The sequence below is a fragment of the Paenibacillus sp. 2TAB26 genome (assembly GCF_052115145.1).
Taxonomy (GTDB): domain Bacteria; phylum Bacillota; class Bacilli; order Paenibacillales; family Paenibacillaceae; genus Pristimantibacillus.
Genome location: NZ_JBFRGC010000002.1, coordinates 169,788 through 189,283, shown reverse-complemented (window position 1 = coordinate 189,283; position 19,496 = coordinate 169,788). Strand labels below are relative to the sequence as shown.

Annotated in this window: 20 protein-coding genes; 5 read left to right on the top strand and 15 right to left on the bottom strand. The window is 41.3% G+C overall.

The features are described 5' to 3' along the window. Nucleotides 1-62: 62 nt before the first annotated feature. Both AB4Z50_RS02255 and AB4Z50_RS02250 read left to right on the top strand, forming a co-directional pair. Nucleotides 63-350, top strand: coding sequence for a hypothetical protein (locus tag AB4Z50_RS02255; RefSeq protein ID WP_441875157.1), 288 nt, complete (start codon nucleotides 63-65; stop codon nucleotides 348-350). Then, complete coding sequence (locus AB4Z50_RS02250) at nucleotides 320-667, top strand: winged helix-turn-helix transcriptional regulator (RefSeq protein ID WP_441875154.1); 348 nt, start codon at nucleotides 320-322, stop codon at nucleotides 665-667. The genes AB4Z50_RS02255 and AB4Z50_RS02250 overlap by 31 nt, the downstream gene beginning before the upstream one ends. A 77-nt stretch (nucleotides 668-744) precedes the next feature. On the opposite strand, the gene AB4Z50_RS02245 is transcribed toward AB4Z50_RS02250, so the two are convergent. Further along, nucleotides 745-1,311 (bottom strand): NADPH-dependent FMN reductase, encoded by a 567-nt coding sequence (locus AB4Z50_RS02245; protein WP_441875151.1) that lies wholly within the window; start codon nucleotides 1,309-1,311, stop codon nucleotides 745-747. A gap of 15 nt (nucleotides 1,312-1,326) precedes the next feature. Further along, the gene (locus AB4Z50_RS02240; protein ID WP_441875148.1) at nucleotides 1,327-2,385 is read right to left on the bottom strand and encodes an LLM class flavin-dependent oxidoreductase; all 1,059 of its coding nucleotides are present in this window, start codon (nucleotides 2,383-2,385) and stop codon (nucleotides 1,327-1,329) included. Between the two features lie 243 nt (nucleotides 2,386-2,628). On the opposite strand from AB4Z50_RS02240, the gene AB4Z50_RS02235 reads away from it, so the two are divergent. After that, complete coding sequence (locus AB4Z50_RS02235; RefSeq protein WP_441875145.1) at nucleotides 2,629-4,044, top strand: PepSY-associated TM helix domain-containing protein; 1,416 nt, start codon at nucleotides 2,629-2,631, stop codon at nucleotides 4,042-4,044. A 19-nt stretch (nucleotides 4,045-4,063) separates the two neighbouring features. Further along, the gene (locus AB4Z50_RS02230; RefSeq protein WP_441875142.1) at nucleotides 4,064-4,555 is read left to right on the top strand and encodes a FixH family protein; all 492 of its coding nucleotides are present in this window, start codon (nucleotides 4,064-4,066) and stop codon (nucleotides 4,553-4,555) included. Nucleotides 4,556-4,621: 66 nt separating this feature from the next. Here AB4Z50_RS02230 and AB4Z50_RS02225 read toward each other — a convergent pair whose 3' ends face one another. From AB4Z50_RS02225 to AB4Z50_RS02200, 6 genes are all read right to left on the bottom strand, one after another. Beyond that, on the bottom strand, nucleotides 4,622-5,359 hold the full coding sequence (locus AB4Z50_RS02225) for an ABC transporter ATP-binding protein (protein ID WP_441875139.1): 738 nt from the start codon (nucleotides 5,357-5,359) through the stop codon (nucleotides 4,622-4,624). Continuing rightward, nucleotides 5,352-6,173, bottom strand: a complete 822-nt coding sequence (locus AB4Z50_RS02220) for an ABC transporter permease (protein WP_441875136.1) — start codon at nucleotides 6,171-6,173, stop codon at nucleotides 5,352-5,354. The genes AB4Z50_RS02225 and AB4Z50_RS02220 overlap by 8 nt, the downstream gene beginning before the upstream one ends. Beyond that, nucleotides 6,170-6,739: a nitrous oxide reductase accessory protein NosL gene (locus AB4Z50_RS02215; protein ID WP_441875133.1), complete on the bottom strand. Its 570-nt coding sequence runs from the start codon at nucleotides 6,737-6,739 to the stop codon at nucleotides 6,170-6,172. Before AB4Z50_RS02215 ends, AB4Z50_RS02220 begins: the two co-directional genes overlap by 4 nt. Next, entirely contained in the window at nucleotides 6,736-8,076 is a 1,341-nt protein-coding gene (locus AB4Z50_RS02210) for a right-handed parallel beta-helix repeat-containing protein (protein WP_441875130.1), read from the bottom strand. The genes AB4Z50_RS02215 and AB4Z50_RS02210 overlap by 4 nt, the downstream gene beginning before the upstream one ends. Then, nucleotides 8,073-8,450, bottom strand: coding sequence for a hypothetical protein (locus AB4Z50_RS02205; protein ID WP_441875127.1), 378 nt, complete (start codon nucleotides 8,448-8,450; stop codon nucleotides 8,073-8,075). Before AB4Z50_RS02205 ends, AB4Z50_RS02210 begins: the two co-directional genes overlap by 4 nt. Before the next feature lie 181 nt (nucleotides 8,451-8,631). Continuing rightward, on the bottom strand, nucleotides 8,632-9,726 hold the full coding sequence (locus AB4Z50_RS02200; RefSeq protein ID WP_441875568.1) for an alpha/beta hydrolase: 1,095 nt from the start codon (nucleotides 9,724-9,726) through the stop codon (nucleotides 8,632-8,634). A 386-nt stretch (nucleotides 9,727-10,112) separates the two neighbouring features. Between AB4Z50_RS02200 and AB4Z50_RS02195 the strand changes: the two genes are divergently transcribed. Next, nucleotides 10,113-10,886: an IclR family transcriptional regulator gene (locus tag AB4Z50_RS02195; protein ID WP_441875124.1), complete on the top strand. Its 774-nt coding sequence runs from the start codon at nucleotides 10,113-10,115 to the stop codon at nucleotides 10,884-10,886. A gap of 18 nt (nucleotides 10,887-10,904) precedes the next feature. Here AB4Z50_RS02195 and AB4Z50_RS02190 read toward each other — a convergent pair whose 3' ends face one another. From AB4Z50_RS02190 to AB4Z50_RS02160, 7 genes are all read right to left on the bottom strand, one after another. After that, nucleotides 10,905-12,080 carry a Ger(x)C family spore germination protein gene (locus tag AB4Z50_RS02190; RefSeq protein WP_441875565.1) on the bottom strand — a complete coding sequence of 392 codons (1,176 nt, stop codon included), beginning with the start codon at nucleotides 12,078-12,080 and terminating at the stop codon, nucleotides 10,905-10,907. 5 nt (nucleotides 12,081-12,085) lie between these two features. After that, the gene (locus tag AB4Z50_RS02185) at nucleotides 12,086-13,564 is read right to left on the bottom strand and encodes a spore germination protein (protein WP_441875121.1); all 1,479 of its coding nucleotides are present in this window, start codon (nucleotides 13,562-13,564) and stop codon (nucleotides 12,086-12,088) included. Continuing rightward, nucleotides 13,561-14,643 (bottom strand): endospore germination permease, encoded by a 1,083-nt coding sequence (locus AB4Z50_RS02180; RefSeq protein WP_441875118.1) that lies wholly within the window; start codon nucleotides 14,641-14,643, stop codon nucleotides 13,561-13,563. Before AB4Z50_RS02180 ends, AB4Z50_RS02185 begins: the two co-directional genes overlap by 4 nt. Nucleotides 14,644-14,962: 319 nt before the next feature. Further along, nucleotides 14,963-15,736: a COG4705 family protein gene (locus tag AB4Z50_RS02175; RefSeq protein WP_441875116.1), complete on the bottom strand. Its 774-nt coding sequence runs from the start codon at nucleotides 15,734-15,736 to the stop codon at nucleotides 14,963-14,965. Between the two features lie 152 nt (nucleotides 15,737-15,888). Then, nucleotides 15,889-16,716, bottom strand: a complete 828-nt coding sequence (gene bacA / locus AB4Z50_RS02170; RefSeq protein WP_441875113.1) for an undecaprenyl-diphosphate phosphatase — start codon at nucleotides 16,714-16,716, stop codon at nucleotides 15,889-15,891. A 172-nt stretch (nucleotides 16,717-16,888) separates the two neighbouring features. Beyond that, nucleotides 16,889-17,575: a response regulator transcription factor gene (locus tag AB4Z50_RS02165; RefSeq protein WP_441875110.1), complete on the bottom strand. Its 687-nt coding sequence runs from the start codon at nucleotides 17,573-17,575 to the stop codon at nucleotides 16,889-16,891. Between the two features lie 7 nt (nucleotides 17,576-17,582). After that, nucleotides 17,583-19,049 carry a sensor histidine kinase gene (locus AB4Z50_RS02160; protein WP_441875107.1) on the bottom strand — a complete coding sequence of 489 codons (1,467 nt, stop codon included), beginning with the start codon at nucleotides 19,047-19,049 and terminating at the stop codon, nucleotides 17,583-17,585. Between the last annotated feature and the right edge of the window lie 447 nt (nucleotides 19,050-19,496).

The following is a 19,496-nucleotide window of genomic DNA, read 5'->3' as shown; positions in this document are numbered from 1 at the left end:
AAAGCCTCCAATAGTAAAAGTGAACACTTGCAGCGTATTCAGACCATACAAATGAGATGATAATGAAAGTCCTGATTATATTGTACAACCATAAGGATAATATCATCTACACTGCGGTTTGGAAACTAGAGGCACTTAATTATAAACGCAAAATAACCTCCATTCGTATGGAGGATTTTGGCTGCAAAAGCGCGCACTTCAACGATCGCTTTCTAATCACACTTTATGATGCTAATATGAATAATGAAATCAATCATAGTAAGTACAAGCTTACATGTACTATAGTATACAAAAATACTGTAAGGTGGAACGAAACGAAATGGACAAGCAGCCCGAGTTATGTAATGTAGATGATGCCCTTAGTATCTTAGTAGGCAAATGGAAGCCCCTCATTTTGTTGCATCTTATGCATTCAGGCACAAACAGATTCAGTGAGTTGAAACGAAATCTACCAGGAATAACGCAGAAAATGTTAACCCAACAGCTGCGTGAGCTCGAAGAAGAGTACATCATCTCTCGAAAAGTATATGCTCAAGTACCGCCAAAAGTAGAATATTCCATAACGGAATACGGCAAGAGCATAGAACCTGTTCTCGATATTATGCACGAATGGGGCACCAAGCACACCTTGTATAAAATGCAAAAAAAGAATCAAACTAGCCTTTAAGTAAAAAAAGATGAACTCTTCAGTTCATCTTTTTACTCTATGGCACAGCGGGACTGCAACGTCTTCAAGCAGTTGTCTTAGAAATCGTACTTTTCTTCTTTCTGTTCACGAATCTTGGTAAATGTTTCGGTCAATACAACGGTATCCTCCACCAAACGTTCAATTCGAAAAATAACATCGTCATTCGCAATTTCTTTCCGTTGAAAGTCCTTCTCTTCAATAAACACATAGGTTTGCACGATCTGAGCTTTCATATAAGCTAAAATTGGCTTCAATTGTTGTTCTGCAATTAAATAGTGCTTGGATGACCCCGCTGTTACAAGCATACTCACAATTTTATCGCGAAAAGCATTAACGGGCAGCAAATCAAAAATATTTTTTAAAGTAGCTGGAATGGAAGCTTGAAAGACGGGTGTCCCAATAATAATGGCATCTGCATCCATAATGGTTTTCGTAACGTAGCCCGTATCTCCTTCATATTCCAAGTAATTTCGACCATCGCTGAATTGAATCGTATAATCGGCCAAATCAATTAACGTCACTTCCGCTTCAGGGTATTGCTTTTTGACCGATTCCAAAGTGTAATTCATTGCTGTTCTTGTTTTTGAGCCCACGATTGATCCCGACAAACCAACGATTTTCATAATGAATCCCTCCTATTATTTCGCTGCTGTATATTTTTTTATTGCGGGTAAAATAACAGTGCCAATGGTTTCAATCATCTCCATGATTTTTTCAAATGATACGCCGCCAAATTCGATTTGAGCGAGAAAACGCTGGTGACCAAATAGCTCATATTGATATAGTATTTTTTCAATAATTTCTTGAGGACTTCCGACCATCAAAGCATTGCGGGTATCGGCACCTTGAGCAAAATGCTGCTTCGGAAAACCGCGTCCGTTAGAAAATTCCATACCTTTGTTAACATGAGGGTAAGCTTCCTTCATCGCTTGCTGTGAGGTCTCCGCTACATAAAACAAGCTAGTGGTTGCAACTGGCAGCGCTGCTGGGTCAAAACCACTTTGTTCAGCAGCTCTTCGGTAGGCGTCAACAGATAATTTAAAGCTTGATGACGGTCCTGCTAATGTCGCCAGCATCATTGGCACTCCTGCCATTCCAGCTTTTATCGCACTTGCTGGCGATCCGCCTACTGCACGCCATATCGGCAAAGAGCCGTTTAACGGCCGCGGCAATATTTTTGCATCGTTAAGAGGAGCACGAAATTGTCCATTCCATGTAACCGTCTCCTGATTATTGATTACATTTAACAGCTCGAATTTCTCTTCATACAGCTCTTCGTAATCACGAAGATCATACCCAAGCAATTGAAACAATCCGATTCGTGATGCTCTGCCAGCCACGATTTCTGCTCGTCCACTCGATATCAAATCGATCGTCGCAAAGTCTTCATAGACACGAACGGGATCAGAAGTGCTTATAATCGACGCTGAGCTTGATATTTTAATTTTATCTGTTGCCTGAGCAATAGCGCTAAGAATAACTGCATGGGCTTGGGATACAAAGTATTCCTGATGACTTTCACCAACGCTGAATACATCAAGACCTGCTTGTTCAGATAATTTGGCCGCTTCAATGATTTCTTTAATGCGCTGCTGTGCAGAGATCCGCTCACCCGTATGCGGGTTGGGCAAATGATCCCCTAGAGAGTAAAGCCCAAACTCTATTCCTTTGCTTTGATCAATACGATATTTTTCCACTATATATCAACCTCTCTCTTATCTAATTTAAGTTAATTACTTTTTGTTATGACCCTATTATTACTCTTTTAAATAGGTAATGGAAGTACGTACTTTCGAGGAACAGGGTATCTAAAAGTATACTATTGTGATATTTACACCTTTTTTAGATTTGAAATGATAGCTCTATCGAGTCATCCGATGTTATCCTTCATGACGTTATAATAAATGAGATTTATTATTACAGGAACGGGGTAACGTTTTATGAGCAAAATACCAGTAGAAAAATTAAACACATCTGAACCCGGGATGAAAAAACGCGCGTCAACAGGATTACGCCAAGCCATTTATCAGTCGGTATGGAGATGGCATTTTTACGCAGGTATTATTTTTGCACCCTTCTTGATCGTTTTAGCATTCAGCGGTTCCGTCTATTTATTCAAACCTCAAATCGAGGGATATTTGTACAAAGATATGCTTACTGTTCGTGAAGTTGGAACAACCAAGATGCCGCCTGAGGGAATTATTGAAAAAACAACAAAAGCTTATCCAGGCACTATAGTATCGTCTATTACGCTCGACGATGATCCTAAATCAAGCTACAAAATGGCGGTAAGCCGGAATGGAACCTCCACAACGATGTACGTGGATCCTTACACTGGCAATGTACTTGGCATGATGAACAGTGACAAAACATTTTCCGCTTTTTTCAAAAAAATGCACAGCGAGCTCGTTATAGGCGGTACCTTTGCCAACCGGCTTGTAGAACTTGCAGCATGCTGGGCGATCATCATGTTATTGACCGGTATATTCCTTTGGTGGCCTCGCAATAAAGCTGCCATATGGGGAACTATTCTTCCAAGGCTCAGTAAACCCGGAAGCCGTATTTTCTGGAGAGATTTGCATGCGGTTCCTGCCTTCTGGATATCCCTCGTTTTGTTAGTCATTATAGCTGGAGGACTGCCATGGTCTGGGATTATGGGGGGACAAATCGATAAGCTGGCTAATTCAACGAACACGAATACGCCCCCCTTCGCTTCCATCTTTGGCGCAAAACCTGAATCCGTTACGGTCGCCAAAGATATTGCCGAGGATTTGCCTTGGGCAGCAGAAAGTTTACCCGTTCCTGCTTCTGTACTAGGGGGTTATGTACCTTTAAGCATAAATGAAATGGAAGCTATTGCTGATCAGCGTCATGTTCTGAAACCCTACACGATTACAATCCCTATAGGAGAAAGCGGTGTTTTTACTGTATCCACATCGCATCCCACACCGGGTAAGGATGCAACGCTTCACATCGATCAATATAGCGGAGCAGTACTGACAGATGTACGCTTTGCAGATTATGGTATTATGGCTAAAGCGATTTCATATGGCATCGCTTTTCATGAAGGCACCCTATTTGGCTTAGCCAATCAGCTGCTTGGATTAATTGCCTGCATGGGACTTATCCTAGTAGCCATAAGCTCTTATGTAATGTGGCGCAAGCGTAAGCCTGAAGGCAAACTTGGCGCTCCAGCCAAACCAAAGAGCAGAAAAATAACGATTGGCGTACTGATCATCATGTTGGCATGCGGCGCTTTAATGCCCTTAGTTGGCTTATCGATTCTCGTTGTTCTTGTCCTCGATCTATTCATCCTCCGCAGAATAAAGTCGCTACGGCACTGGTTCTCGGTCTAAGTTTAAGGAGAATGTACTTATGAATGTAACTATCCGCCGTTTGTATAAGTCGGCATTGCCGCTTCTTCTTGTCGTATTGTTATGTAGCTGCACTGCCAAAGCTGCTGAAGTTGACGAGAGCGGTCTACCGCCTCATCTAACTGTTAATCTTCTTTCGCCTGAGAATGTCGAAATTGAAAAACCAAACCATTTCTCCGTAGAAGTCCTTAAGGGCGGTAAGCCGATGATAAACGCAGATCAAGCACAATTCATCATCTGGCAGGAAGACGACCAGTCTTCCGCCGTGACCATACAAGCAGAACAATTGTCGCCTGGCGTATATAGTGTCACGCATCCAATTGCCAAGGAAGGCCTTTATGTTGTCCAATCTCGCATTCATTTTGCAAACGATCAGGTTATGCCGGCCAAACGACTTGCGATTGGCAAGGATGCGATTGAAAAGCTAGCAATGCTGGAGAGCGCACAACATTCTGGTGAACCTGCACCTATGGAGAGCGGACATCATCATTAAAGAATAGATGCAACAAATCCCCCGCCTAAACAGGTCGGGGGATTTGTTTTGTGAATTAGGGAATAATTAAAATCCGTTAAGGCTGCCCGTTAATCCAAACCACTCTGCGAATGCATCCTGAAGTCCTCTCGCCCCTAATTGTTCTCGAATCTGTACAGAAGAGCCCTCAAGCTCAATATGACCGCCTCTTAACAGAGCAATTCGGTTTGCGAGTGCCTCTGCCACATGAAGTTGATGGGTTGAAAAAATAACAGTCTGGCCATTCGCTGCGATTTCTTTCACCATACGTACGAAGGTTTCAATCCAGTATGGATCGAGACCATTAGTAGGCTCATCCATCAATACAATGGGCGGCTTGGCCAATAAAGCCTGTGCAAACAATACACGTTGTCGCATTCCTTTCGAGAAAGAGGATACTGATTTTTTCCCAGTATCCGCAAGGCCTACTTCCTCCAGTACTTCCAGTACTCTTAGTTTTGGTACCCCTCGCAGCGATGCCCAAAATGCAAGTGTTTCATAAGCTGTTAATCCAGTACCAAACCGAAAATCATCCGGCATGTAACCTATAAGCTCAGCATAACGCTTGCGATCCTCTTTCCAACGCAAGCCTTGAACAGCAATAATACCGCTGTCAGGCTGTGATATACCTGCGATCATTCTTAAAATCGTACTTTTGCCTGCGCCATTTCCTCCGCACAAAGCCAAAATTTGACCTTGTTCCACGTTCAAATCAAGCGCATTAATGACGACTTGTTTCTTTATTGATTTCTTGACGCCTTCAAGCTTCACTAAAGGATCAGGCACGTGATCGCCTCCTCTCCCAAATGAACTGTGCAGCTGTGATCACGCATGCTATCCATAGAATAGCTGTAAAAGCGAAACCTATACTCCCCGCAGGCTGCTTGATCCATTTGATCCATCCATAATATTCCGGACCTAATATGGCTCCCCCGCCAAGCTTCACTACTGTAAAAAGCCTGGAAAGCTCTGCAGGATTAACAAAAGTGAGTACAGTAACTGCTGGCTTGATAACGGGATATGGCATGAAGCCAAGGACGGAAATAAGCAATGGAGGCCAGCCGATAATGGCAAAAAACCAAATGGCTACACCAATCGTTAAAGCTTGCCAGCGATTTTTTGCGAGTGTACCTATGAGCAGAGCAATGGCAAGAAAAAACAAAGCAATGCTGGCGGAAAAGGATAGCAGCTGCACATATGTCTGCAATCCAAAGCCTGATCCAGCGGCCAAACCAAGAAGACCCGCAGCGCCAAAACCTACAAAAACGATAACTAGCAGCACAACTGCAAGCCCTAAGTATTTTCCGAGCATAAATGACCAGGTGCTGATAGGATATGTCGATAATAGCTCCCAGCTCCCGTCCTCCTTCTCTGCGGTCAAAGAAAACGAGCCGAGCAGCAGGGACATCAATGGCAATAAATATAAGACTAGATTAAGCGTTGTTCCGGTAATGCCAGAATAGCCCTGAACATAACCTTGCGCGTTAATTAAGAGCAGGCAGAGCATAAATAATGCAAAAAGACCCATAAAAGAATAGGCCCACGGATTGCGAAACCCTAACTTCAATTCCCTTATTGCAAAATAAATCGTCTGAATCACGACTGGTTACCTTCCGTTTCATGGCCCATGTCCATCTCATCTTTGCTTCCATCGGAATGCATGCTTTCATTGTGCTTCTCCATGTCTTCCATATCCATCATTTCTCGGTTAACTTCCCATTTATGATGAGCAAGCTCATCCGAGCTAAGCAGCTGTCCCTTTCCTTGCTCGTCGATGTAAGCTTGAGCGGACGCTATATCCTCAAAGGCAATAACGCCATAAGCCATTGGAGTAATATACTCAGCATCGTAAGCATAATAAGCTTTCTCATATTTAACCCAATCTCCGCTATTATGATCTCTAACAAACTCTGCACCTAATGTTTCGGTTCCGTTCTCAACTTTCCACTTATTCATGCATCCGATGTCATCAAATTTTAAAGACTGACCGTCCTTTGTTATGATTTGGGTTGCGTAAGGATCATCCTTTACTGCCATATTGCAGATGACGCATTTATCCGTTTCTTCGTTAATTGCTTGCGGCTTGTATTCCTTGGCTCCACAAGCGCTTGCCAGCATCAAAATAACAATTAAAAAAAGTGCTGCACCTAATCGTCCTGTTTTCATCTTTTTCTTACCCCCATATACATGATAAAAAACGCCAAAATCAAAAGTCCACTGCCAACTAATGCAGAATGAAGCAGCGTTTGTGTCGGTAATATAGCATTCTGTTTCCCATTTGGCTGCATCAACGGAGAAAGGTCTGTTGACCAGAGCTGTCTATCCGACTGATAGAGATCTTCGAGAAAGATCATACCTGGCGACTGAAAAAACAATTGAAAACCTGGCTTCGCTTTAACAAGACTTTGAAAAAAAGGATTTAATGCATAGGCTATTTCGCTTCTGCCATCGCCATCCGTATCAATGCCTTGGAAGGAATCCCAGTAGTTACCGTCTAGCGCATTGCCAATACTATTTTTTGCTTCTGCGCTTGCCACATTACCTACAAACTGATTTTTAGTGATCACATTATCTTTAGCATCTAGCAGCTGTATCCCAATAAAATTACCGATTACAGCATTGTCTTCTATTTTGTTTTGCGTGGATTGTTCTACATAAAGCCCGACGCGATTTCCCTCGACATGATTGCCTATGATTGATGTATCATGTGCGTCAAACAATAAAATGCCTTGTGAATTAACACTTTCACTTTGTTTATTGAATCGGTTTCCAGAAACCTCGACATCACGAACAGCCATAATCATTGCTCCAGTAATGTTCAGATTGCCGTAATTATTGCGAATGACCGTCCCTTTGGTATACATGCAATGCACACCATAACGCAGCAGCTCAAAATGATTATTTTCGATTAAATTATCATCGCTATTCTCCATATAAATACCATCGTGCATAGAAGAAATCATATTCCCATTGAAGTTATTCCCATTTGACTCATAAAGATCTATTCCATTTCCTTTGTCAGATAGTTTCAATGGACGATTCTGAGCTACGCCAACCCAATCAATTCTTGTGTTTCGAACTTCACCGTTATTTGCTTTCCTCATCTTGATACCAAAGGAGCCGGTGTGTATCTGCAAACCATCCAGTAAAACGCCATTCGCTTGCACTAAAATAGTAGGGTCTCTCTTAATCTTCTCATCCAAAATGTTAATTCCAGTGATAGAAACGTTGTTAGCCTTTATTAGTATGGCTGATTTTTCAGATGTATTTTTAATCGTAACCTCTGCGCCAGACTCTGCTGCCAGTTGTAACGGTTTATCAATCATTATGGGGCCTTCATATGTTCCTGAAGAAAGCAGCAGAATATCGCCTGCCTGGGCCTCATTAATCAACATCTGCAACGATTTCGCCGTTGCTTCAGCCTTTACACTGCTTGCCCCAATCAAAATAGGCAGCATTGCCACAATTAAACCAAACATTAATTTCTGTACAGCTGCTCTCATTGCACCTCTACCTGCTTCTTTTTCGTCACATGGATATCGTCGGTATACAGATGCATGTAGACCTCGTATGTACCCGGCTCTGGAAATGTATACGTGCCGCTAAATACATTTTGTCCTTCCTTTTTTGCCTCAATAAACACAGGCTCCTCTTTCACGCGGACTTCAAATGTCATCCCTGAGGAATCGGTGAGCTCAGCTCCCGTGAAATCTGCCATAAGTTCTATCGGCGAGCCTGATACTGGCTTGTCAGGATCTGTCCTCAAGTCCACCTCAATGGCTGCAGGGTCGTTTGTCACTGGAGCCGAAGCAGAGCAAGCTGCTAAGCAAACTAGAATGAAACACAATAACCCCGCTGCTATAATTATTTTTCGCAATGGTTCACCTACTCTCCTAAAAGTACTTCTCTTATTTTAACAACGTATACTTTTAACCAAATGACTCGAAAGAGTCATCTATAGTGCATAATCATCTGTTCACAAAACAAAAAAAGCTGCTTCAAAAGTAAGTAGTTCTACTTTTGAAACAGCCTCTATTCAAGGTTACGGTGATCATTTGTTAAGCAAACAATTCATTTAATCCTTTTGCGATTTCGTTCATACAATCTTCCGCTTGCGGATATAGCCCTATTTTGTCCATAAAAGCATGGTCTACACCGTTGTACCTGATCATCTTCGTCTTGACACCTGATCTGATTAATTTTCTGGCATAAGCCTCGCCTTCCAATCTCAGATAATCATATTCCGCTTCAATAATAAGGGTTGCTGGCAAACCGCTCAAATCGTCTGCTAACAACGGTGATACATAAGGATCGGTTACTTTAGTATTTCCATCCAAATAAATGTTCTCAAGCCCCGTAGAACTGCTTAATGCTCGTATGATTCCCTGAATAAGTTCGTGGTTGTGGTTAACGGTATACTCTTCCAAATTCCATTCAAAATCATCGGTAGCAACGCCGCTCATGCTAACCGTAGGGTAGAGCAACGCCTGATATTTAATCATACCGGTTCCTAAATCCCTATCCATTAGAGAGCACACAGCTGACAAATTCCCGCCTGCACTGTCGCCTGCCACTCCAATTTGTTCCGGGTTGACATTGATTTCAGCTGCATGCTCATATACCCATTTGACCGCATCAAAACAATCGGTAAGTCCGGCAGGAAAAGGATTCTCCGGCGCTAAGCGGTAGTCAACGTTCACCACAACAGCCCCTGCTTTTTCTGCCAAACACTTGCACGGGTTTTCAACACTAACTACAGAACCTCCAATAAACCCTCCACCATGGAAAAACACAATTGCTGGCATTGGCCCGCTCTTTTGCGGCGAATAGATACGGATCGGAATCGGACCGTGTTTGCCATCAATCGTTTTATGTTCGGTTTCAATTTCGGTAACGGTAACATCTACGTTTGGCCATCCCATCATAGCTCTGAGTTGACCGATGTTATCCGCAGCGAGTGAACCAAAATCCATCTGGGGTCCGGAAGCCATCGCCTTCAGCATATCCAAAGTAACATTCATCACCCTTGGGTCCAGATCCCCTTCTACATCGGAATCCGGAATTTTTTTAATGACAATATCAAGCCCTTTATGCTTGTTGACCTCAACTCGTTCTTCCATCAAAGAAACTAATTTTTTGTACTCTTCATCCATAACCATGATTTTTTCAGCTCCCTTTTCTCGTGTTTTCACGTTCGAAATCATTTAAATATACAGCGCTTTCATGTTGCATTTTACTGCTCAGCTTTGTTCATTCCCTTATGGTGCAAACTCACGATATGGTCTGTTTAATTTTATCAAGCAGTTTATTCAAACGTTCGTTCCTCTTGCAAATTTGTAAGCGTTATCAAATCATGATTGAGTCTGATTGCAAAATCAAAAATGTTCCACTTGTCAACTACTCCTCCTTCAAAAAACGTGATTGGATAAGAGCTCTTATGTATGTATAATAATAGGCAAAGTCGACGCAAACAATGTAATTGTTCCTGTATACGGAATTATTAAATTAAAATATAAATCGGAGAATGGGGTTTCAACTCGTGCCGAATACAAATCCGCAGACGCTCTCTTCTGTTAAAAACGCACTACGTTTATTAAAATTGTTTACTGTGCAAACGCCTGATAAAAGACTAACGGAGCTGGCCAAAGAATTAGGTCTAGGTAAAAGCACAACCAGCCGCCTGCTGTCTACCTTGCTGAGCGAAGGTTTTGTTTTTCAAGATCCAGTTTCTCATAAATACAGACTTGGCCAACGCATCGTATCGTTATATCATGTTATGGTTATGTCCTTTGAGGACTTAGCTGAAGCAGCAAGCCCCTTCATTGAGCGTCTCGCGCAAGAAACCTGCGAAGCACTCCGAATAGCTGTATTGGAGGAAAATGAAGTAGCTTATATTTATCAAAGAGAGGGTTCAAGTAAAGAAGACATCGGTTCTTTTGTGGGCGGGAGAAATCCGCTACATTGCACGAGTTCCGGAAAAATGCTACTAGCCTTTCAAAATGAGCTTGAAATGAACAAAATGTTGAACCAACCACTTAGCAAGTTTACTTCAAAAACAATTACTGACCCCTCCCTGTTGAAAGAGGAACTGAAACGAATTCGGAAACAGGATTATTGCGTCGTAATTGGGGAATTCAACGAAAACTTAGTTTCCATTTCATCTCCAATTCGAGACTCGAACGGTCAGGTTATTTCCGCACTTACTTTAATTAGCTCCATACATCGTATGGATGAAAATCGAATTATCTCCTATACGAATAAAGTCTTAAAAACGGCTAAAGAAATTTCACGGCAGTTTGGTTATTTGAAATGAACACAGCATCGCTTTGTATTATTTTGAAGGGTCTTTATGGTTTGAAACGGAATATTTTTCAGAACTCGAATGCACAATATTCAAGTCAATTTTGACTTCATTAATTGGATTTTCTTTTAACAGAAGTTCCCCTGCCGGAGAGCTAGCTTTCCACTGACGGTAATGGTGTCGATATAAATCATGTTCAAGATTTAAGACATCTGTCTTCGTCTCTTTTCCTGTACGGAATAACTCAACAATTTCTTGATCGATTGTTTTTTTCGTCTCGTCAGTTAATTGCTGCAGCCCAAGAAAGCTGTTCTTGGTCTGGCTTACGATATAAGCTTTCGCTTTTATCTCAATATTATATTTAGGTTTTCCTTCCGCACTTACAAGCTTCAACTTGGTTTTAGGATTTTCAACAACAATTTGAACGGTTTCCTGCGTATTTTTAGGTACAGATACACCTGCACGAATCGTCCCCTGTTGCATCCAGCGCAGTCCGGACAGTTTTTTTAATGGGATGTAGCTTTGATAAGCTTCGTTTTTGAGAAATATAGCCCCATCAATCATCAGTTTGGGCTCGTTTTGGTTTTTTTCCTTCCATTGCTTGTTGTTTACAGCTAGTACTGGAATACAAGAAGTATAGCCAGGTTCATATATCTCTCCGATTAATCGGTGGAGCTTAATCGGTTTTATAGTAGAGCTTTGAGCATAAATTCCTTCCGGTTCATGGAGAATGGTGCTCAGCGGAGACTGTCCTAGAAAACCACCTGTGCTAAGAATATCCTTTACCGATTCTCTTGTCCCGAATACCCAAGGCGTTAAACGAAATTCATAATAACGAACAATACTATCGTAGATTTCTCCAAATCCTCTTTTGAAAGCCGCTTCGCTCACGATAACAGAAGTCAAATGCCCCCAATAAATTCGTTCTTGCGCGGTTTGATATAGGGCAAAGAAGGACTCTTCAAAAGAGCTTCCTACCCCCTCGCCCACCCAAATTTTCGCTGTTTGCTTCTTTCCTTCAGTCGATTTAGCGATCGATTGAAAATCAACAAACTGGATATAACCGTGATATTTTCCATCCTTGTAATCCACGCCAATTGCCGATGCATAATTCAATTTCTCAATATCCTTAACATCTGAAGCACAGCCTGAGATACATAACGAGAGGACTATCAGAACAAAAGTCAATCGTAAATTACGCATCATTTCTCTCACCTTTTCCTTTTGTTTAACATCGCCGAAGAGAAACGTGACCTTCTGAATGGATCAGCAAGCAACGCTGATAACCAGTCTTTCATTCGCAAGGAGGATATCGGTTCTAGATAGGAAAGCCCAAACGAATCGAGCCTGCATAAATAGATCAGAATCAGAAACATGCACAGAAAGAAACCGTAAATGCCAAGCATAGAGGAAATTAGCAAAATAAAAAGTCTGAGCAGGCTCACTGTTCCTGACAGCGACTGATTGACCAAACTAAATGTAGCTACCACCGAAATAGCAATAACAACAAGCAATGTGGGTGAAGCAAGTCCAGCCTTTATTAACGAGTCTCCAATAATTAAACCGCCGACAATACCGATGGTTTGTCCAACAGCTTTAGGCAGCCGAACGCCCGCTTCTCTAAGCAATTCAAATTGAAATAACAGCAGCAATGCTTCAAGGAAAGATGGCATAGGAACACCTTCACGAGATATGACTACTGTCGATAATAAGGAGAAAGGGATTTGATCCAGATTTACGGTCGCAATGGCAATCCAGAAGCCAGGTAAAAAAATACTTAGTATGAGCCCTATAATGCGAAGGGCTCTTTGAAACATGACATAAAAATAGGGGAAGTGGACATCCTCAGGTGATTTTAATAACTCAAAAAAGTTGCTCGGTCCGATCAGTACCATTGGTGATCCGTCTACAACAATGATAAATCTCCCCCGCAGAAGTGTTTCGATAACAAAATCAGGACGACCAATATAATCAATTAATGGAAACAGCGAGAAGGTTCGATCCGATAACCATTGCTCCAACTGCCCACTGCTCACCACACTTTCCAAATCAATGTTACTCAATCGTTTACGTGCTTCAGCTATCATTTCCGGGTTCGCTTTATGACTAAGATAAAGCAAAGATACTTCGGTTTTGCTAATGTTCCCAATGACGAACTGCTCACTGAACAGCAAACCCGTTTGCATCCGTTTCCGAATGAGTGAGATATTCGTAAACAAATCTTCCGTGAAGGCGTCTTTTGGCCCCTTAATTGAAATTTCTGTATTCGATTCCTGCAACGACCGCTGTGGAATCTTAGAAATGTGAACAACCCAAAAGTCCACTGCTCCTTCACAATATATAATCAAGCTGCCGCAAAATAAATGAGACACCATATCTTCAGCTGTCGTTTTTATTGCGAATAAGGGTAATTCGTCCACTTGAGCCTGTACTTCATCCGTACCGCATAACATGGCGTTTATATACTGGCACATGCGGGTGAAATAGATGTTCAACTCCGTTTTATCAACCATTCCTTCACAATAAAATGCCGTCAGCTTATCCTGCATCTCCAGTTGCGGCAGTGGGGGAAATTGTACATCTGAGTAATTGGAGAATACATCTATCAATTGGCTCTTCCTTAGGCTACCACTTTGCAGGCTAGTTTCCAGATCAACAAAAAGCTTTGATTCTTCAAGCAGCTGATTCATTGGGCTTCCTCTCTTCGATGTGGCATATAGGTGATCATAAAGAGTATCGCCGTTATGGCTACTCCAAACCACAGTGAATAGGTATAGAAGTAGCGCTGAATGAACGCCTGCATGCTAATATCACTAATCATTAATAACGAAGGTATAGAAATGACAACTGTTATGCAAATCATAATCGTTTTTGAATATTTCTCAGAACCACGTCCCATAAGTTGAGCTAAAAAATAGATGATAAGGGCCGTTCTCACGATACTTCCGGCCATTAATTGAAAAGCTGCAAAAAAGTCTACATGCGAAATATGTCTTCCGATCATCACCAGCCTCCACTGCTCAAAAGCGGGAAACCGAAAATTTTCAGCCTGGATCGGCCCAAAGGAAGCTAAAGATCCTATAGTAGGTCCCATGATCAATCCCACTAATAAGGTAAGCAGCACAAAAACGGTGCTATAATTTAAAGGTTTCTTCAATTTATGCTGTAATAGAAGCAGCACCATGAGGTCTATGCTCCCGCCAAAAACGACCACTATTCCTCTCAGATCTGGACCTATTCCTTCTGTCAAAATGGGTTGCAGCATGCCGTAATCTTTGCTGTTCTTTGTCATAATAGCTACGCCGATTCCCAATATCCAAACGACAGGCAATAATACGGTAGACATATATACGATGGTTTTGAGTCCCCCTCTAGCAGCGCAGTAAGCCAAGAAAATAAAGCTGAGGATAACGATAGCACTCGGTGTTCTCGGGAGGAAATAAATATTGACGTTTTTTGTTGTATCAAAAACAATCATCATGCCGGCTACCAGTAAATATAGAGCGAATCCACCGCCAATGACATTAAAACCGATTTTTCCGATTCGGCCTTCAATCCAGCTTTGAAACGATAAAGTACTCATCGATTTTAAAATCCAATATAAGATCAGGCTCCAAACAATCAATCCAACATAAGCAAGCAGAATACTAATCCAGGCATCGCGTCCCGCTGCTTTTAACAGATGCGGAATGATTAGTACATGATTCGATATTCCGAGCGATAACAACAATAAAAAAATGATTTGAAGTCTAGAAAAGGATACTTCCACTGTTATTCACCTCCATTTTCCGGACAATATTTCATTTGGTATAATTACCCTCGAAGCGCCCAATTATGCATGGAGATGGAGCTTTATCCCATTTCACATCAATAGACCAATAATATGTATGCACGATTTAAATGAAATGTAAAAAAGCATGCTGCATTACGCAGCATGCTTACTCACCTATTATTTCCACCTTGGCGCGCTCGATATATATTTACTCAAAATATCATGCGGATTCAGATTTCAGTCTAAGCCGATAATCGTTGTATCATAATCTCACCCTTAATAAATACGATCCAGTGACACTGACCACTCAACGGGTTCAATTTTCACTTGTAGAGATAACATCTTTCTTTGTCCTAGCCAGAAAGCCAACCATGAATAAAATCAGAATGAGGAAGATCTCGCTCGTACCTACCGTTCCAAATCCTAGTCCTCCATCGTCCTTAGATTGGGACAAATAGTCTCCAAGCGAGGCACCTAGTGGACGTGTGACGATGTAAGCAATCCAGAATGACAATACGGGATTCAAATTGAAGCGATAATAAGCAAACGATACGATACCGATTACAGCAGCGAATAACATGGCAGCCAGCAAGTACCCCATATTCATCCCTTCAGAGATAAGATCACCGGCAGCAGTGCCAAGTGAAAACGTGAATAGAATGGCTAACCAATAATAGACCTCCCTCTTGGTGGTGTAGATAGAGTGGATGGACAACGTTTTTTCACTCTTGAACCAGGCAATAAAAGTGAGAATCAATAAAATGGAGAATACAATCGTGGTTACCTCTAGCGACACTCCAAAATTATCAGTGAGATTGTCCGTTACCAGTGTGCCCAAAATACTGATTAACACTACGTTCACCCAATAAATACCAGGTACATACTTTTTCACATTGAATTGAAATACCAAAGCAACAATCAGTAATATCGCCATTAAATATGTGGTATTGTCAAGACCCCAATTCAAATTGAAATTCAGATAATCCGCAGCCGTCTCTCCTACTGTTGTAGCCATGATTTTAATCAACCAAAAATAGATCGTTATACCCGGCACCTTGCTTAACATTTCATGCTTGGATATCGTATTCATGACAGATCAGTCTCCTTTGAAATTAGAGTTTGCTCTAAATGTGTCTCTTGTTTTCCGAAGCAGGCAAACGATATGCAACAAAATTCGCCTACGTAATAGGCAATGATGGAGCAAATCAAATCTCTTCACTTTTATTTCTTCTTAGAACTGGGTCATTGCGCTGTTAGCAGCAAATAAATTAGAAATACAGCTGCGAGCACAAAACGGTAATAAGCAAATGGCGCCAGCTTCACACGCTCAAGAAGCTTTAAAAATGTAATCACGGCTATAAGCGCCACAAGGAAAGCAGCAATGAATCCAGTCACAAAGAAACCAGCATCTGAAGCCGTTAACGTATCGTAACTCTTCAGCAGCTCGTAGACGCTGGCTGCTACCATCATCGGTATGGCGATTAGGAAGGAAAAGTTGGTCGCAGCCCGATAGCTTGCACCAATTAATAATCCGCCTGCAATGGTTGCCCCTGAACGAGAAAAGCCCGGCCATAGCGCCAAACATTGAAACAGGCCTATCAATAAAGCCTGTCTATAGGATAGTTGATCAATGTCTTCAGCTTGTACCACTGCTTGTTTCTGCTGACCTACCAGCATAAACACGCCGCCAAGTACTAATCCAATCAGTACCGTATAAGGGGAAAATAAGTACGATTTAATAAACGAATGTAGCGCTAACCCTAACACCATGGCAGGCAAACAAGCTAAGATTAAATGAATCAGGTTTAGTTTATGAGCTGGTATTAATCCCTCATCCGCGTCATCTTTCGCCTTCGTTATACCTAGCAGGTTTAGTATTCTCTTCCAGTAAATTACGGCGACTGCCAGAATAGCTCCTAATTGAATGACGATTTCAAACGTATCTGCCTTTTCACCGGTAAAACCAAGCAGATTCCCTGTCAGAATCAGATGTCCGGTCGAGGATACCGGTAAAAACTCGGTCAATCCTTCAACAATCCCTTGGATAACGGAGTTAATGATATTTCCCATGAACACTCGCACGCTCCCTTTGCGTAATTGCCTTACTAACTTGTGCTAACCCTACTGTAGTAGCTAATCGTGAAATCAAAATAAACCAATTATTAAAATTATCTTAAATCATATGAAGGACTTGATTTCTCCGTATCCATAAAAAAAAAGCCTGATCAAAATCAGACTTTTTTTACCCTTTAAAGCGATAACCGGCTCCCCAAACCGTCTCGATATATGTCGGATCTGCAGAACTTTTTTCAATTTTTTCACGTATTTTGCGGATATGCACGGTTACCGTTTGCATATCTCCCATAGCATCGATGCCCCAGACCTTCTCGAACAAATGATTTTTACTAAACACATGATTCGGATGGTTCGCAAGAAAATAAAGCAGGTCAAATTCTTTCGTTGTCAGTATGGTCTCCACCTCATCGACGAACACGATTCGTGTATTCGGTTCAATACGCAGGCCACGAATATGAATTTCATTTTTTGATCCCATTGTCCCGATCAATCGATCATATCTTGCTAGATGAGCCTTGACCCTGGCAACAAGCTCCGCTGGTTTAAACGGCTTTGTAACATAATCGTCCGCTCCTAAGCCTAATCCCCGGATTACATCAATATCTTCCAGTTTGGATGAAACCATCAGTATCGGAATGTTCTTTTTCTCGCGAATTTTTTTACAAACCTCAAAGCCATTTAACTTGGGCAGCATTAAATCAAGGATAATTAAATCATAGCTCCCCCATAAGCTCATTTGTAGACCTATCTCGCCATCTGGAGCCATATCGACTTTATACCCGTTAATTTCCAAATAATCTCGTTGAAGCTCCGAGATCGTTATATCATCCTCAATCAGAAGAATCTTTTTCATTTGATCATCATCCCCTTGTCGCTATGGGGATACATAGCTTAATTGTTGTACCAACCCTCAGCTTGCTGTAAGCTTCTATACCGCCTTGATGACCTAACATAATTTGTTTGGCAATAGCAAGGCCTAGTCCGCTTCCACCTGTTCGAGCATTGCGTGATTCATCTGCTCGATAGAACCTCTCGAAAATATGCTGAAGCGCTTCGGGATCTATCCCGGATCCGTTATCTCTAATTTCCAGAATGGCTTCGCTCTCTGTACAATGGGCTGTTAATTGAATGGAAGGCTGTTGTTTATCCATATATCTAACGCTGTTCTGTATAATATTATTGAGAACTCTCTTAAACTGATCTCGATCTAATAAAAACATTGCAGACGGATCAAGCTGGATGTCTGAATGGTAAGTTATCCCTTGCTTCTCTAATTCAAATTCGAGCTCCTCCGACCAATCCATTAAAAATGCCAATACATTTACTGCTTCAAAATGAAATTGCTGCTGATTTAAATCCAGTTTGGAATACAAAAACAGCTCATTAATAAGATGATCCAGCTCTTCAGCTTTGACAGCTATCGTTTGCATGTATTTCAAGTTCTTCTCCGGCGTGTCTGCAACACCATCTAAGATGCCATCAATATAACCTCTAATTGTAGTTAATGGCGTTTTCAGATCATGGGATATATTCGAAATCAATTCTTTTCGGTTGACTTCGTATTGCTCCTGAACTTGAATTGACGTTTGGAGTCGCGAACGCATTTCTTCAAACATAATACCGAGCTGGCCAATCTCATCTTTTCCGTTAACCTTAATTTGAAAATCCAAATTTCCCTCTTTTATTTCACTAGCTGCATTCCGAAGTGCTTGGAGAGGTCGAATAATATTCTTGGACATGAAAGTCGTGAGCAGAATATGCGTGACAATCAGAACAAGTATCAACGATAGAAACAAGGTCGGAAAATACTTACGAATAAAATAGGTAGTGGGATTGACCTTCGAGAAGATAAATAAGGTTCCCTGCTTGTTATTTTGATAATGAAAATCGAATTGCATAAATGAATAGTTGGCATTTCCGATCTTTTTTGCCGGATACTGCCTAAAAGCTTCATTTCGATTAAACGGCGGTAAATTCGAACTTACATCTGAAAACTTTTGAATATTAAGCGAACGGTATAATACCTCTCCGTCTACTCGGACAATAATTTCAGAATCTCTTTTTTGAAGCTCATTTGTCATTTCTTCAAGATAGGATTGATTATTCAATATGTTGGGCTGAAGTTCGACAGAACGCTTAATTTCTTGTGCAATATGCTTCACTTCTTCTTGGCCAAAAAGCTCTTCGGTGGATTCATATAGGCTCTTTATACCCTGTAGATCTCCACGAAATACAATAACCATAAGCAGCGAAATGAGAACAATGGAAATAAGCGGAATGACAAGCATCGCCGCATAGGATAGGAGCAGCTTCAAACGAATGGACATACTCTGAATTCTCCTCCGCTTTTAAGCTTCTTTACGATCATACATAATGTATCCCATTGTAAAAAACAAGACAAGTCCTGAAAAGATAAAAAAGATTGAATTAATTAAGTATCCCCATCCCATTGATTATCTTAACCAAAGTACATATCAATCCGAATAAGTGATAAGCGAAAACCACTTTTTCTTCATTTTTATCCTCCTAAGTGAATGAATTTATGGTTATTTCTTACTCAGGATAAGCAATGGCTATAAAAATATAGTGAACCAGTTATTAAAATTCTCTTAAATTACTTTTCATATCTGAAGATAGATCCGCTACGTATACCGCCATAACGATAAGTGCTGCTGGCAACCCGCTTAAATCTTCCCTGAGCAGACGAGATACATAAAGCTCGGAAACCTTTGATTTACCTTGCAGATAATGGATTGTCCGGGGTTTTATGAATA

Bases quoted from the DNA above. Each gene is read 5' to 3' on its own strand.
- AB4Z50_RS02190 (WP_441875565.1), bottom strand. From the start codon at position 12,080: ATGATGCGTAATTTACGATTGACTTTTGTTCTGATAGTCCTCTCGTTA.
- AB4Z50_RS02165 (WP_441875110.1), bottom strand. From the start codon at position 17,575: ATGAAAAAGATTCTTCTGATTGAGGATGATATAACGATCTCGGAGCTT.
- AB4Z50_RS02255 (WP_441875157.1), top strand. From the start codon at position 63: ATGAAAGTCCTGATTATATTGTACAACCATAAGGATAATATCATCTAC.
- AB4Z50_RS02230 (WP_441875142.1), top strand. From the start codon at position 4,064: ATGAATGTAACTATCCGCCGTTTGTATAAGTCGGCATTGCCGCTTCTT.
- AB4Z50_RS02215 (WP_441875133.1), bottom strand. From the start codon at position 6,739: ATGAAAACAGGACGATTAGGTGCAGCACTTTTTTTAATTGTTATTTTG.
- AB4Z50_RS02210 (WP_441875130.1), bottom strand. From the start codon at position 8,076: ATGAGAGCAGCTGTACAGAAATTAATGTTTGGTTTAATTGTGGCAATG.
- AB4Z50_RS02175 (WP_441875116.1), bottom strand. From the start codon at position 15,736: ATGAATACGATATCCAAGCATGAAATGTTAAGCAAGGTGCCGGGTATA.
- bacA (WP_441875113.1), bottom strand. From the start codon at position 16,716: ATGGGAAATATCATTAACTCCGTTATCCAAGGGATTGTTGAAGGATTG.
- AB4Z50_RS02245 (WP_441875151.1), bottom strand. From the start codon at position 1,311: ATGAAAATCGTTGGTTTGTCGGGATCAATCGTGGGCTCAAAAACAAGA.
- AB4Z50_RS02185 (WP_441875121.1), bottom strand. From the start codon at position 13,564: ATGAATCAGCTGCTTGAAGAATCAAAGCTTTTTGTTGATCTGGAAACT.
- AB4Z50_RS02235 (WP_441875145.1), top strand. From the start codon at position 2,629: ATGAGCAAAATACCAGTAGAAAAATTAAACACATCTGAACCCGGGATG.
- AB4Z50_RS02160 (WP_441875107.1), bottom strand. From the start codon at position 19,049: ATGTCCATTCGTTTGAAGCTGCTCCTATCCTATGCGGCGATGCTTGTC.
- AB4Z50_RS02250 (WP_441875154.1), top strand. From the start codon at position 320: ATGGACAAGCAGCCCGAGTTATGTAATGTAGATGATGCCCTTAGTATC.
- AB4Z50_RS02200 (WP_441875568.1), bottom strand. From the start codon at position 9,726: ATGGATGAAGAGTACAAAAAATTAGTTTCTTTGATGGAAGAACGAGTT.